The organism is Alphaproteobacteria bacterium (assembly GCA_019635875.1).
In the GTDB taxonomy this organism is placed as follows: Bacteria; Pseudomonadota; Alphaproteobacteria; order Reyranellales; family Reyranellaceae; genus JAFAZJ01.
The window spans coordinates 110653-123487 of the sequence record JAHBYP010000003.1 but is presented as its reverse complement, the minus strand read 5'-3'; the positions used below and the strand labels follow the sequence as shown (position 1 = coordinate 123487).

11 protein-coding genes and 1 tRNA gene are annotated in these 12835 nt (G+C 69.0%); 8 read left to right on the top strand and 4 right to left on the bottom strand.

Annotation, left to right across the window (positions count from 1 at the left end; all coding sequences use genetic code 11):
* The first annotated feature begins 40 nt into the window (after positions 1 to 40).
* Positions 41 to 1852 (top strand): asparagine synthase (glutamine-hydrolyzing), encoded by a 1812-nt coding sequence (gene asnB / locus KF889_11900; protein ID MBX3500139.1) that lies wholly within the window; start codon positions 41 to 43, stop codon positions 1850 to 1852.
* A gap of 9 nt (positions 1853 to 1861) precedes the next feature.
* Positions 1862 to 3415 carry a hypothetical protein gene (locus KF889_11895; GenBank protein MBX3500138.1) on the top strand — a complete coding sequence of 518 codons (1554 nt, stop codon included), beginning with the start codon at positions 1862 to 1864 and terminating at the stop codon, positions 3413 to 3415.
* On the opposite strand, the gene KF889_11890 is transcribed toward KF889_11895, so the two are convergent.
* The 4 genes from KF889_11890 to KF889_11875 all read right to left on the bottom strand — a co-directional run bounded on the left by KF889_11890 (position 3391) and on the right by KF889_11875 (position 7191).
* Positions 3391 to 4590 carry a hypothetical protein gene (locus tag KF889_11890; protein MBX3500137.1) on the bottom strand — a complete coding sequence of 400 codons (1200 nt, stop codon included), beginning with the start codon at positions 4588 to 4590 and terminating at the stop codon, positions 3391 to 3393. The genes KF889_11895 and KF889_11890 overlap by 25 nt on opposite strands.
* On the bottom strand, positions 4587 to 5831 hold the full coding sequence (locus KF889_11885; protein ID MBX3500136.1) for a glycosyltransferase family 4 protein: 1245 nt from the start codon (positions 5829 to 5831) through the stop codon (positions 4587 to 4589). Before KF889_11885 ends, KF889_11890 begins: the two co-directional genes overlap by 4 nt.
* A complete protein-coding gene (locus tag KF889_11880) occupies positions 5828 to 7066 on the bottom strand; it encodes a glycosyltransferase family 4 protein (protein ID MBX3500135.1) in 1239 nt (412 codons plus the stop codon). The genes KF889_11885 and KF889_11880 overlap by 4 nt, the downstream gene beginning before the upstream one ends.
* 50 nt (positions 7067 to 7116) lie before the next feature.
* A tRNA-Thr gene (locus tag KF889_11875) sits at positions 7117 to 7191 on the bottom strand.
* Between the two features lie 128 nt (positions 7192 to 7319).
* On the opposite strand from KF889_11875, the gene KF889_11870 reads away from it, so the two are divergent.
* The 6 genes from KF889_11870 (at position 7320) to KF889_11845 (ending at position 12819) form a co-directional block, all read left to right on the top strand.
* The gene (locus tag KF889_11870; protein MBX3500134.1) at positions 7320 to 8012 is read left to right on the top strand and encodes a hypothetical protein; all 693 of its coding nucleotides are present in this window, start codon (positions 7320 to 7322) and stop codon (positions 8010 to 8012) included.
* Between the two features lie 105 nt (positions 8013 to 8117).
* Complete coding sequence (locus tag KF889_11865; protein MBX3500133.1) at positions 8118 to 9434, top strand: ABC transporter substrate-binding protein; 1317 nt, start codon at positions 8118 to 8120, stop codon at positions 9432 to 9434.
* A gap of 37 nt (positions 9435 to 9471) precedes the next feature.
* Positions 9472 to 10224 carry an ABC transporter ATP-binding protein gene (locus KF889_11860; GenBank protein ID MBX3500132.1) on the top strand — a complete coding sequence of 251 codons (753 nt, stop codon included), beginning with the start codon at positions 9472 to 9474 and terminating at the stop codon, positions 10222 to 10224.
* Positions 10225 to 10229: 5 nt separating this feature from the next.
* Positions 10230 to 10934, top strand: a complete 705-nt coding sequence (locus KF889_11855) for an ABC transporter ATP-binding protein (protein MBX3500131.1) — start codon at positions 10230 to 10232, stop codon at positions 10932 to 10934.
* Between the two features lie 11 nt (positions 10935 to 10945).
* On the top strand, positions 10946 to 11818 hold the full coding sequence (locus KF889_11850) for a branched-chain amino acid ABC transporter permease (GenBank protein ID MBX3500130.1): 873 nt from the start codon (positions 10946 to 10948) through the stop codon (positions 11816 to 11818).
* A complete protein-coding gene (locus tag KF889_11845) occupies positions 11815 to 12819 on the top strand; it encodes a branched-chain amino acid ABC transporter permease (protein MBX3500129.1) in 1005 nt (334 codons plus the stop codon). Before KF889_11850 ends, KF889_11845 begins: the two co-directional genes overlap by 4 nt.
* The last annotated feature ends 16 nt before the right edge of the window (positions 12820 to 12835 follow it).

Below are 12835 nucleotides of genomic sequence, written 5' to 3'. Positions count from 1 at the left end.
GGGCAGGGGTGGATCGTCGCGTCTGGCCGGCATCGAGGTGATGGTGGGCGGCCGGCGCGCCGGCGAGGCGACGGCCAGCCCCGACGACCTGCAGAGCATGGTCCGGATGTCGGAGGTCATGCTGTCGCGCGGTCCCGACAGCGCCGGGCTGTGGCAGGACGAGGGCGGCGTGGCGCTCTTCGCCCAGCGCCGCTTGGCGATCATCGAGACCTCGGACCGCGGCTTCCAGCCGATGGCGCTCGACGGCGGCCGCCTGGTCGTGAACTTCAACGGCGAGATCTACAATTACCGGGCGCTCAAGGCCGAGCTCGAGGCCAGGGGCCGGCGCTTCGCCTCGAACTCCGACACCGAGGTGCTGCTGCACCTCTACGACGTCGAGGGGCCGGCGATGGTCGAACGCCTGCGCGGCATGTTCGCCTTCGCCCTGTGGGACCGCGAGCGGCGCGCCATGCTGCTGGCGCGCGACCCGTTCGGCATCAAGCCGCTCTACATCGCCGATGACGGCAGGACCCTGCGCTTCGCCTCGCAGGTCAAGGCGCTGATCGCCGGCGGCGGCATCGACACCACGCCGCAGCCGGCGGCGGAGGTCGGCTTCCTGCTCTGGGGCTCGGTGCCCGAGCCGTTCACGCTCCATCGCGGCATCCGCGCGCTGCCCGCCGGGCATACGCTGTGGCAGCCCACAGGCGAAGCGCCGACGCTGCGCCGCTACCACTCGATCGCCAATGTGCTGGCCGAGGCGGAGGCCGGTCCGCCGGCGCCTTCGGGCGCCGCGCGCGTCGAGTTCCTGCGCCAGCAGATCGTCGACACCATGCGCCATCACATGGTGGCCGACGTGCCGGTGGGCGTCTTCCTGTCCGGCGGGCTCGATTCCTCGCTGGTGGCGCAGTACGCCACGCCGGAGAACGCGCAACCGCTGCGCACCGTGACCCTGGGCTTCGACGAATATCGCGGCGGCGCGCTCGACGAGACGCCGATCGCCGAAGCCACGGCGCGCACGCATGGTACGCAGCACCAGACCGTGTGGGTGAGCCGCGCCGAATTCGCCGCCGCGCGCGATCACCTGCTGCGCGCGATGGACCAGCCGACCATCGACGGTACCAATGTGTACTTCGTCAGCAAGGCCACCGCCTCGACCGGGCTGAAGGTGGCGCTGTCGGGCATCGGCGGCGACGAGGTCTTCGCCGGCTACCCGAGCTTCCGGCAGATTCCGAAGATGGTCGGGCTGGCGTCGCCTTTCGCAGCGCTGGGCCGCGGCTTGCGGCTGGTGAGCGAGCCGGTGCTGCGGCACTTCACCTCGCCGAAATACGCCGGGCTGTTCGAGTATGGCTCGACCTATGGCGGCGCCTACCTGCTGCGGCGCGGCCTGTTCATGCCGTGGGAGCTTCCCGCGCTGCTCGACGGAGACCTCGTGCGCCAGGGCCTGGCCGATCTGCACACCGAGACGACCCTGGCGGCGGCGATCGAGGGCGTGCGCTCGGCCAACGCGCGGGTGGCGGCGCTCGAGCTGTCGTTCTACCTGCGCAACCAGCTGCTTCGCGACGCCGACTGGGCGGGCATGGCGCATTCCCTGGAGATCCGCACGCCGTTCGTCGATGCCGGCTTCTTCCGTGCGCTCGCGCCCTTGATCGCCGCGCCGCAGCCGCTGACCAAGGCCGAGCTGCCGGCGCTGCTGTCGCCCCAGGTCGCCGCCTCGCTGGCCGGAAGCGGCAAGCGCGGCTTCGTCGTGCCGGTGCGCGACTGGCTGGGCGTGCCCTCGCATGCCGGCGCCAGGCTGCGCGGCTGGCGCGCCTGGGCGCTCGACGTCTTCGACGCCTTCCGCAGCGGCGCGCAAGCGGCGCCGACGGCGGGCTGAGGGGCGGCGATGGAAATCTTCCTGCTCGGCGTGCCGTTCGTCCTCGCCATCTGGGTGGCGATCATCGTCAACTGGCGCTGGGGCGTGCTGGGCCTCGCCTACTACACGCCGCTCACCGGCCCGATCATCGTCGCGCTCTATCCGTCGCCGCTGGGCACGCTGATGCGCGACCTCATCGTGGTGATCCCGCTCTACATCTCCTACTTCCTGCTCGCCGGCTCGCCCCAGGCCAAACGGGTGCCGGTGCAGGTGCTGGCGATGTACGGCGCGCTGCTGCTGCTGGTGCTGATCTCGCTGACCAAGCCGACCGTGCCCAACGCCATGGTCGCCGGCATCGGCACCAAGGTGTGGCTGTTCTATATCCCGCTGCTGTTCATCGGCGCGGCCTATGCGCGCGACGAGTTCGAGCTGCGCGGCATGCTGCGCACGATCATCGTCACCGGCTGGATTCCGTGGCTGGTCGGCCTGATCATGGTCATCGGCGCCGTCACCTACGACTACAAGGAGACGATGACGTTCTTCTACGGCGAGTACGCCAAGAACATCATGGGCGAGTTCCACTACATGGGCGCGTACCTGTACCGCATAACGGGCTCGTTCCAGTACAATTCCCAGTACGGCGTGTTCTGCTGGTACATCCTGTTCCCGCTGATGATGCTGCTGGAGCTGGAGAGGTCGCGCGGCTGGCGCATGTTCCTGTGGTTCAGCCTCGGCGTCGGCATGATCGCCGGCTTCAGCTCCGGCGCGCGCGGCAACTTCCTGTTCATGCCCATGGTCATGATCATGATCCAGATGTTCCGCATGAAGTCGAAGGGCATGTTCTGGAACGTCTTCATGGTCGGCGGTGGCCTGGCGCTGTTCCTCGCGGTCTCCGGGCTCGACGGCGCCAACATGGCGAGCGAGGTCGCGACCCTGACCACGGTCTACGGCAAGGAGTTCGCCGCGCAGGGCCTGATGGACGCCGTCGCCAAGGGCGGCCTGTTCGGGCTCGGCGCCGGCACCAACACTGGCGCCGCGCGCCACGGCCTCGACCGATCGGAGCTGGCGTTCCTCGCCGACGGCGGCGCCTTCATCGAGAATTTCTACGGCAAGGCGGTGGTCGAGCTGGGCGTGCTCGGCTTCTTCGTCATGCTCGGCTGCTACGGCATGCTGTTCCTCTACTGCCTGCAGATCCGCTCGCAGATGAGGCTGGAGCGCTTCAAGGGCATCGCCTCGATCGCCTGCGCCATGATCGCCTTCTCTGCGCTGGTGTCGTTCAAGGGCTGGACGCTCGACGTCGAGCCGATGAACTACTACTTCTACCTTACCATCGGCCTGGCGCTGGGCCTGCCCTATGTCGAGCGGATGGCATTGGCGCAGGAAGCGGCGCGGCGCGCCGGCTACGCGCCGCAGGCCCCGCAATCCTGGGCGCCGGGCGCGCCGCAGCCGGTGTACAACGTGCGCCGGCCGGTGCGCTGGGCCAGGCCGTCACCCGGCCGCCGCATGAGCGCGCTGCCGGTGGTCGAGCAGGGCGGCCAGCCCGATGGCGGCCCCGGCCGTTACGGACGCGACCGCGAGGAGTGACGGATCGGCTGCCGATCGCCCAGCGCGAAGGCCAGCGCCGACATCGCATAGACCACGTCGAGCGGGATGCGGAAGCGCGGATCAGCGTTGGTCAGCGCGAAGGGCAGGGCGTAGAGCAGCACGAAGAGGAACCCGGCGACGCCCGGCAGCGAGGCGCGAAAGCGCCGGCTGACGACGAACAGCGCCCACCACATCAGGCCCGGCAGCAGGATCGCGTACTGGACGGCGACCTTGATCGGCGTGTCGGCCAGCTTGAGGTTGGGTCGCCACAGCATGGTGTAGGCCTTGTAGGCCGTCAGGCGCAGGAACTCGCCGGGGTTCTCGCCGATGAAGCGCGTCGTGCAGTCCACATAGACATCGCCCGGCACGGCGTAGCGATCGCCCTCGACGCCGCACCATTGCAGCGCCTTGTCGAGCGAGTACTCGGCGTTGTGGTTGCCGACCAGCTCGGCATGGGCGAAGGGATTGTTGCCGGCGAAGAGGTTGTAGCCGCCGTTCTTCGGCCAGAAGAACGGCGTGCCGGTAAGGCTCCACGAGAGCGCGACGAAGGCCGCCAGGCTCGCGACCGCGAGCGCCAGCGGCCGCGACCACGGCGTTCGCGCGCGCCATGCGACGATCGCCAGCGCCGCCAGCAGCGTGATCGAATTGGGCCGCACCAGCACGAAGAGGCCGAGCGCCACGCCGGCCAGCAGCCAGTCGCGCAGGCGGGCCTCGCGCGCCGCCAGGGCGCAGGTGAACAGGACGCCGATCAGCAGGATGTCGACCGCGCTGTCGCTGACGCGCGGCAGGCCGATCAGGAAATAGGGGTTGAGGAAGATGGCCGCCAGCCAGAAGCCGACCCACGCCCACAGCCACCACGGCCGGCCGCGACGCTGGCCGTCGCGGTCGAGCGCGGCCATGCGCAGCGCCAGCCAGGCGATCAGCACCCAGGTGCCCCACAGGCAGAGCGCGTGCACGATGCGCAGCGTGCGCTCGACGCCGCCGAGCCAGCCGGCGATCAGCGCCGGGTAGCCCAGCGGCTCGAAGCCGCGCGTGGCCTCGCCGCGGCTCAGCGCCTCGGCGAGCGCGAGATAGGACGGCATGATCGGCTCGATCGGCCGCAGGAAGGCGAACCACACCGAGGCGGCGAAAGCCGGCAGCGCCAGCAGCGCGAGGGCGAGCGGCAGGCGCCTCATGCCGGCGGCTTCAGCCGGTCGAGCAGCGCGCCCAGCCGCGCCGCGTAGGCCGCGGCATCGTGCGCTTCGGCGCGCGCGCGCGCGGCCGCGCCCATGCGCCGGCGCAACGCCTTGTCGTCGGCGAGACGCGCCAGCCGCTCGGCGATCGCGGCGCTGTCGCGCAACGGCACGACGAAGCCTTCGACGCCGTCGCGCACGATGGCGCCGGCGTTGGGCGTGACGATCGCCGGCAGGCCGCTGGCCAGCGCCTCGTTCACCGCCATCGCCGAGCCCTCGTGCAGCGAGGGGAAGACGAAGACGTCGGCTGAGCTGAAGATGTCGGGCATCTCGCCATGGGGCACGTTGGCGACGTGGCGGTAGAGGCCGTCGTAGCGCGCCAGCCACCCCGTGCCGTCGACGATGCCGCCGACCAGCACGATCTCGATGTCCGGCCGCGCCAGCAGACGCGCGGCTTCGAGGGCGTACTTCACGCCCTTGCGCAGGCCGATCTGGCCGACGAACAGCGCGCGCAGCCGGCCGTCGTCGCGCGGCGAGCTCGCCGGCGTGAAGCGCGCGACGTCGATCGGGAAGGGCAGCAGGTCGATGGTCGCGGGATCGCGGCCGTTCTCGACCATGGTGTCGCGCACGTACTCGGACGGCACGACGACGCGGTCGGCCAGCAGCGCCTCGTGCGTGTTGCGCGCCATCCATGCCTCAGACGTGTCGCCGAACGATACGCCGGCGAATTCCGGCGACAGGCGCCTCTCCTCCATCAGCGTGCGCAAGCCGCTGCGCAGATGGCCGATCGCCTGGTAGAGCAGGCTGATCGTGCCGACCGCGCGGCAGGCCTCGAAGCTCCGCTCCGCCGAGCCGTCGAAGCCGATGAAGAAATCCGGCCGTTCGCGGCGGATCAGCCGCGCGATGCGCGCGTCGAAGCGGGCGTTGCGCCAGCGCAGCACCGCGGCCGTGGTCGCCGGCGACAGCAAGCGCGCCGAGGCGACGTGCAGCAGCTCGCTGAAGGGCGCGGTGGCGACGCGCGTCGGGTCGATGTCGGGATGGCTGCGCCTTCCCAGCTCGCGCGCCAGCGCGCCGCCCAGCCTCGCCGGCAGGATGCGCGCGAGACGGTGCAGCGCATCGCCGGGCCGGTCGTAGAACAGCGTCTCGAAGCGCGTGTCGAGATCCATGCGCTGCAGCAGCGCGACCAGCGGATAGAGCAGCGAGGTCGCGCCGGGATGGGCGATCAGCAGGCGCCGGCGGCTCACGGCGGCACCGCGATGCCGCGATCGGGGAAGAGACGCGCCAGCGCCGATTTCAGCCCGGCGAGATTCTGCTCGAAGCCCCAGCCATCTATGATGTTCAGGCTTTGGCGGCCCATGGCGGCGAGCCGGTCGCGATCGGCCAGCGACGCACGCAGCCGCCCGGTGAGCGCGGCGACGTCGCCGAAGGGATAGACGAAGCCGTTGACGCCGTCGCGCACCAGATCGCGCGCCGAGCCGACGCGGTCGCTGGCGATCACCGGCCGGCCGGCGTTCATCACCTCGTTGACCACCAGCCCCCAGGTCTCGTGCTGCGAGGGCAGCACGAAGAGATCGCACAGCTCGTAGAGCGCGGCGAGTTGGCGCTGCGGCTGGAAGCCGAGCAGGCGGATGCGCCCGGCCGCGTCCAGCTGGGCGATGCGCGCCTCGATGCGCGCACGAAGCTCACCGTCGCCGGCCATCAGCAGCACGGCCTCGCCATCCCGTGTCGCCGCGGCGAAGGCCTCGACCAGGTCCAGCGGCGCCTTGCGCTCGATCAGCTTGGCGGCGTAGAGCGCGACCGGCCGGCCCGGCGCGAGATCCAGCGAGCGGCGCAGCGTCTCGCGGTTCGCGGCCGCCTCTGCGATGCGCGCCCGGAACCAGGCATTGTCGACGGCGTAGCCCATCGGCGTGAACTTCGCCGGGTCGATGCCGAGGTCGCGATAGTGCGCCTCGTTGAGCGTGCCGATGGTGAGGTAGCGATCGACCAGCCGGTCGATCAGGCCGAACAGCGCGCGCTTGATCGCGGCGCGGGCGCCGGGGTGGGCCTGGCCGATGCCGTTGGCTTCGTCGCGCAGCAGCACGCGCACGCCGGCCGATCTCGCCGCCAGCATCGCCGCGACATGCGGCAGGCGCGCGTAGCCGTGGACCCACAGCGCGTCGAAGCGCCCCTCGCGCAATCGTCGGCGCAGGCCGCGGCTGAACGGCCGCCAGGCGTCGAAGTAGGCATCGCCGGGGTAGCGGGTGCCGGGCCAGGCGGGCAGCACCTCCGATTGGTAGCCGTCGAGCAGCGGCACGTCCCACTCGACGGCGCGGCCGAACTCGGGATCGTGGAAGGCACGGGCGGAGAAATCGGCGGCGAAGAACGCCTCGAGATGAAGGTCGCGGTCGGCCGCGATCATGCGCAGGAGCGGCGCCTGATACTGGATGGGGTGCGTCACCAGATAGGCGACGCGGATCTTCTTGGCGCCGGTTTCCGGCACGGCTTTTCCTCGCGTTGGCACCGCCGGGAGGGGACCGTCGGCCGCGCGTCTGGTGCCGGGTGTCGGAATTGAACCGACGACCTACCGCTTACAAGGCGGTTGCTCTACCCCTGAGCTAACCCGGCATGCACAAACTATAACCCGCTGAAAAATTTAATCAAATGATCGATTTCTCAGGGCCGGCCTGACTTTTCACTCAAGTTGAAGTATAAGTTGAACGTTCAGTGCCAACTAATTTCATATGGGGAGATAAATGGCAACCTTCGACGAATATGTCGACATGGCGAACGCCGCCTACGGCAATCAAGGCAACCACAACGATCCGCCGGGCGGCTGGGACACGCAGACCCGCGAATGGGCGACCTGGTACGGCAACGGCTTCCAGGGCGCCATCTTCAAGAACGACAAGGAAGTGGTCGTCGCCTTCTCCGGCACCAAGGGCGGCCCGACCACGGCGCCGATCTCGCAGAACACCGGCAACGTGCGCATCGGCGTCAACGTCATTCCCAACATGGCAGGCGGCGCCTTCGCCATGGTCAACGCGGCCAAGAAGCTGAACCCCGGCAAGCCGATCTCGATCTGCGGCCATTCGCTGGGCGGCGGCCTGGCGCAGGTCGTCGGCAACTGGGCCAGCTGCCCGTTCGTCTCGTTCAACGGGCCGGGCATGAAATCGCATCTGAAGATGTCGGCCTTCAACATCTTCAAGCCGCAGCAGATGCTGCGCTCGGCGACGTCGAAGAACACCGACGACACGATCGGCATCTGCTTCACGGTCAAGGGCGACTTCGTCGGCGAGTTCGGCTACCACGTCGGCTGGGAAGTCGAGCTGCCACCGGCCAAGAACGGCCAGAGCGCGCACAGCATGGACGCGATCTTCGCCGGCATCATGAACAAGCAATGGCGGTTCAAGAAGCCGCGCGACGTCTACAGCATCTGGCCCGCATGACGGAAGGGCGCCGTCGCTTCCGGGGCGACGGCGCTTGACATTGCGGTGCCCAGCCCGTGTGATCGCGCCAACAAGAACTGGCGCGATGTCGCCCGGGAGGACACCATGATCGTGCGCGCAATCAGCCGCCTGCTCGGCGGCGTGGCTCTCGCCGCCCTGACGCTGGGCGTCGCCCAGGCGCCGGCCCAGGCCCAGGAGAAGAAGCTCAAGATCGGCGTGATCTACGATTACACCGGCCCGCTGGCCGGCGGCGGCTCCGACCTGCACGCGCTCGGCGCCAAGATCATGATCGACCACTTCATCAAGCAGGGCGGCGTCGCCGGCTACAAGATCGAGGCGGTCTACGCCGACGCGCAGAGCAAGCCCGACGTCGCCATCAACGAGGCGGTGCGCCTGGTCGAGCAGGAAAAGGTCGACATGCTGCTCGGCTTCTACTCCTCGGCGCAATGCGTGCCGGTGGCGGCGCGCGTCGAGCAGCTCAAGAAGTTCCTGTGGATCACGACCTGCATCTCCTCGGCGGTGCTCGAGAACCGCAATCTCAAGTACGTCTTCCGCAGCCAGCCCAGCGGCCGGCAGTTCGGCCTGACCTCGACCGACTTCATCGCCGCCAGCAGCAAGGCGAAGTTCGGCAAGGAGCCGAAGGACCTGCGCGTGGCGATCATCCACGAGGACGGCGCCTACGGCGTCGACGTCGCCAAGGGCAACGAGGAGGGCGCCAAGAAGCACGGCCTGCAGATCGTGCTGAAGGAGGGCTACGCCGCCACCGCGCCCGACCTGTCGGCGCTGGTCACCAAGCTGCGCCGCGCGCGGCCCGACGTGATCTTCCACACCGGCTACAACCCGGACATCTCGCTGTTCCTGCGCCAGGCGCGCGAGGGCGGCCTGCGCTTCAGCGCCCTGGTCGGCCACGGCGCCGGCTACGGCGTCTACGACAAGCTCAAGGAGGCGCTGGGCAAGGACGTCAACCACTTCTTCAATGTCGATCCGATCTCGATCTGGCTCGCCAACCGCAAGACGCTCGATGCCAAGCTGCCGCCGCTGATCGACATGATCGGCGCCGAGTACGAGAAGGCGCGGCCGGGCACGACCATCAAGTCGGCGCATGTCGGCATGGCGGCGTCCAACGCCTACGTCTTCTTCACCGAGGTGCTGCCCAAGGCGATCAGCAAGCACGGCGGCATCGACGCCGAGGCGCTGCGCAAGGCGGCGCTGGAGGTCGACATTGCCGAGGGCGGCACCATGCTGGGCTTCGGCGTGAAGTTCGAGGGCGACGGCTCGGCGATGGCCGGCCAGAACAACCGCGCCTTCCCGGTGATCGTGCAGTACATCGACGACCAGGCGCACATCGTGTGGCCCAAGAGCCAGGCGCAGCGCGAGGCGGTGCTGCCGCTGCCGGCGACCTCGCCCTACGCGGCGAAGTGAGCGGGCGCCGCGGCGTGGCCACCGGTACGGCCCGCTCGTGCTGAGCGTCGACGGACTCGTGAAGCGCTTCGGCGGCTTCACGGCAGTCAGCAACGTGTCGTTCAAGGTCGAGGAGGGCGAGATCCTCGGCCTGATCGGCCCCAACGGCTCGGGCAAGAGCACGATCTTCAACATGCTGTCGGGCACGCTGGTGCCGACCGCCGGGTCGATCCTGTTCGAGGGCCGCCAGATCGCCGGCCTGTCGCCGCACTGGATCATCAATCACGGCATCGGCCGCACCTTCCAGATTCCGCGGCCGTTCCGCCGGCTGTCGATCTTCGACAACGTGGCGCTGGCCGGCTACTACGGCCAGGGCGGCCATTCCAGGACCAAGGCCTTCGACGCGGCCGAGAAGGCGCTGGCGATGGTCGGCCTGCCGACCGATCGCGACGCGCCGGTCGACGGCCTGGGCGCCGCCGGGCTGAAGAAGCTCGAGCTGGCCAAGGCGCTGGCCACCGGCCCCCGGCTGCTGCTGGCCGACGAAAGCCTGGGCGGGCTCGACGAGCACGAGATGGACCAGGCCGCCGACATGCTGCGCCGCATCCGCACCGAACTGGGCATCACCATCATCTGGGTCGAGCACATCATGGGCGTGCTGATGCGCGTGGTCGACCGCGTCATGGTGCTCGACCACGGCGAGAAGATCTCCGAGGGCCTGCCGTCCGACGTGGCGCACGACCCCCGGGTGATCGAGGTCTATCTCGGCACCGACGCCGACGCGGTGCAGGCCGCGGCCGGCGGCAGGGCTTGAGCGCCATGCTGCGCTTGCGTTCCGTCGATGCCGGCTACGGCGCCTTCCAGGCGCTGTTCGGAATCGACCTCGACGTCAACGCCGGCGAGGCGGTCGGCGTCATCGGCCCCAACGGTGCCGGCAAGACGACGCTGATGCGGGTGATCTCGGGCCTGATCCGTCCGACCACGGGCGCGATCACGATGGAGGGCGCCGACGTCGTGACGACGCCGGCGCATCGCATCATCGAGATGGGCATTGCCCACGTGCCGGAGAACCGCCGGCTGTTCCCGCGGCTGAGCGTCGAGGACAATCTGCGCATGGGCGCCTTCATTCCCGCCGCGCGCGCCAAGTTCGCGCAGCGGCTGGAGTTCGTCTTCGACCTCTTCCCGCGCATGAAGGAACGGCGCACGCAGATGGCCGGCACGATGTCGGGCGGCGAGCAGCAGATGTGCGCCATCGGCCGCGCGCTGATGTCGGACCCCAAGCTGCTGCTGCTCGACGAGCCGTCGGCCGGCCTGGCGCCGGTCGTGGTGCAGCAGGTCTTCGAGCTGGTTCGGCGCATCCGCGCCAGCGGGCTCACCGTGCTGATCGTCGAGCAGAACGTGCAGCAGGTGCTGAAGGTCGTCGACCGCGCCTACCTGCTCGAGGCCGGCAGCATCCGCGCCTCGGGCACCTCGGCGGAGATGCTGGCGAGCGACACCATCAAGCAGGCCTATCTCGGCGTCTGAGGAGAGCTCGCATGGATTTCCTGTTCAGCATCGAGCTGGCCGAGGCCCTGATCAACGGCCTGCTGCTGGGCGGCCTGCTGGCGCTGCTGGCGCTGGGGCTGAACCTGATCTTCGGCGTCATCGACGTCGTCTGGATCTGCTACGCCGAGCTGATCATGATCGGCATGTACGGCATGTACTTCCTGGTCACGGTTTACGGTGTGCCGATTCCGCTGGCGGTGATCTCCTGCATCGCGCTGGTGGCGGTGCTCGGCATGGCGCTGCACCTCATCGTCATCGGACCGCTGCTCAACTCCGCACCGATCAACCAGCTGCTGGCCACCGGCGGCGTGCTGTTCTTCCTGCAGAGCTTCGCCACCGTCGCCTTCGGCATCGAGTTCCGCAATCTCGGCATCCGCCTGCCGGTGCTCGAGATCGGCGAGATGTTCATCTCCTATCCGCGCCTGATCGCCTTCGGCGCGGCGCTGCTCGGCATGGTCGTCGTCTATCTCTTCCTGACCCGCACCTACACCGGCATCGCCATCCGCGCCATCGCCCAGGATCGCCAGATCATGCCCCTGATGGGCGTCGACGGCCGGCGCATCTACCTGATCACCTCGGCGCTGGGCGGCGGCCTGGCCGGGCTCGGCGCCTGCGTGCTGGTGCTGCAGTACGACGTGCATCCCTTCGTCGGCCTGAGCTTCGGGCCGATCACCTTCCTGATCTGCGTGATGGGCGGGCTGGGCAATTTGATCGGCGGCTTCATCGCCGCCTTCCTGTTCGCCGAGATCATCGCCGTCGGCAGCCTGGCGTCGGATCTGGAATGGGGCTACGTGCTGGCCTTCGGCTTCTTCATCGTGATGATGTTCATCCGGCCCGGCGGCCTGCTGGCGAGGCGCACATGAACCTGTCGCGCAACCAGCTTCTCGGCGGCGCGGGGCTGCTCGTCCTGCTCGTGCTGCCGTTCGTCTATCACGCACCCTATCCGCTGCACATCCTGATCCTCATCCTGATCTGGTCCTTCGCCTACACGTCGTGGTCGATGATGGGCCGCTTCGGGCTGGTGTCGCTGGGCCACGGCGGTTTCATGGGCGTCGGCGCCTACGTCACGGCGCTGATGTGGAACCATCTCGGCGTCTCGCCGTGGATCGGAATCCCGATGGCCATGGTGACCGCCGGTGTGCTGGCGCTCGTCGTCGCCTGGCCGTGCTTCCGCTTCCGCATCACCGGCCACTATTTCGCGCTGGTGACGCTGGCGCTCTCCGGCATCGTGCTGCAGGTGATCACCGCGACACGCGACTGGACCGGCGGTTCGCTGGGCTACACGCCGGAGCGCACCAAGGGCAGCGGGTTCGCCGCGCTGCAGTTCACCGACAAGGAGACCTGGTACCTGATCGCGCTGGCGGTCTGGGTTGGCGGGCTCGCCATCTGGTACGTGGTCGACCGCAGCATGGCGCGCTACGCCATGGAAGCGATCTCCGAGGACGAGGACGCCTCGGCGGCGGTCGGTGTCAACGTCACGGCCGAGAAGCTCAAGATCACTGTGCTGAGCGCAGTCATGACCGCGCTGGCCGGCGCGCTCTACTGCCAGTACCAGATGTTCATCTCGCCCGACACGGTGAGCGGCATCGCGGTGTCGCTGCAGATGGTGTTCGCCGTCGTCGTCGGCGGCATCTACGTCTCGCTGGGGCCGACGGTGGGCGCCGTCATCACGATCCTGATGGCCGAGGCGCTGCGCGTCGGGATCGGCACCAAGGCCGTCGGCTGGGACAATCTCATCTACGGCGCGCTGCTGGTGCTGTTCATCCGCTTCATGCCCAAGGGCATCCTGGGCAGCATCCTGGAGCTGGGGAAGAAGAAGCCGTCGGCCGCGTCGCCCGCCAAGCCGGCGAAGGCCGCGGCCTGATCGGGACCGCCGGCAG

Bases quoted from the DNA above. Each gene is read 5' to 3' on its own strand.
- asnB (MBX3500139.1), top strand. From the start codon at position 41: ATGGTGGGCGGCCGGCGCGCCGGCGAGGCGACGGCCAGCCCCGACGAC.
- KF889_11895 (MBX3500138.1), top strand. From the start codon at position 1,862: ATGGAAATCTTCCTGCTCGGCGTGCCGTTCGTCCTCGCCATCTGGGTG.
- KF889_11890 (MBX3500137.1), bottom strand. From the start codon at position 4,590: ATGAGGCGCCTGCCGCTCGCCCTCGCGCTGCTGGCGCTGCCGGCTTTC.
- KF889_11870 (MBX3500134.1), top strand. From the start codon at position 7,320: ATGGCAACCTTCGACGAATATGTCGACATGGCGAACGCCGCCTACGGC.
- KF889_11865 (MBX3500133.1), top strand. From the start codon at position 8,118: ATGATCGTGCGCGCAATCAGCCGCCTGCTCGGCGGCGTGGCTCTCGCC.
- KF889_11855 (MBX3500131.1), top strand. From the start codon at position 10,230: ATGCTGCGCTTGCGTTCCGTCGATGCCGGCTACGGCGCCTTCCAGGCG.
- KF889_11850 (MBX3500130.1), top strand. From the start codon at position 10,946: ATGGATTTCCTGTTCAGCATCGAGCTGGCCGAGGCCCTGATCAACGGC.
- KF889_11845 (MBX3500129.1), top strand. From the start codon at position 11,815: ATGAACCTGTCGCGCAACCAGCTTCTCGGCGGCGCGGGGCTGCTCGTC.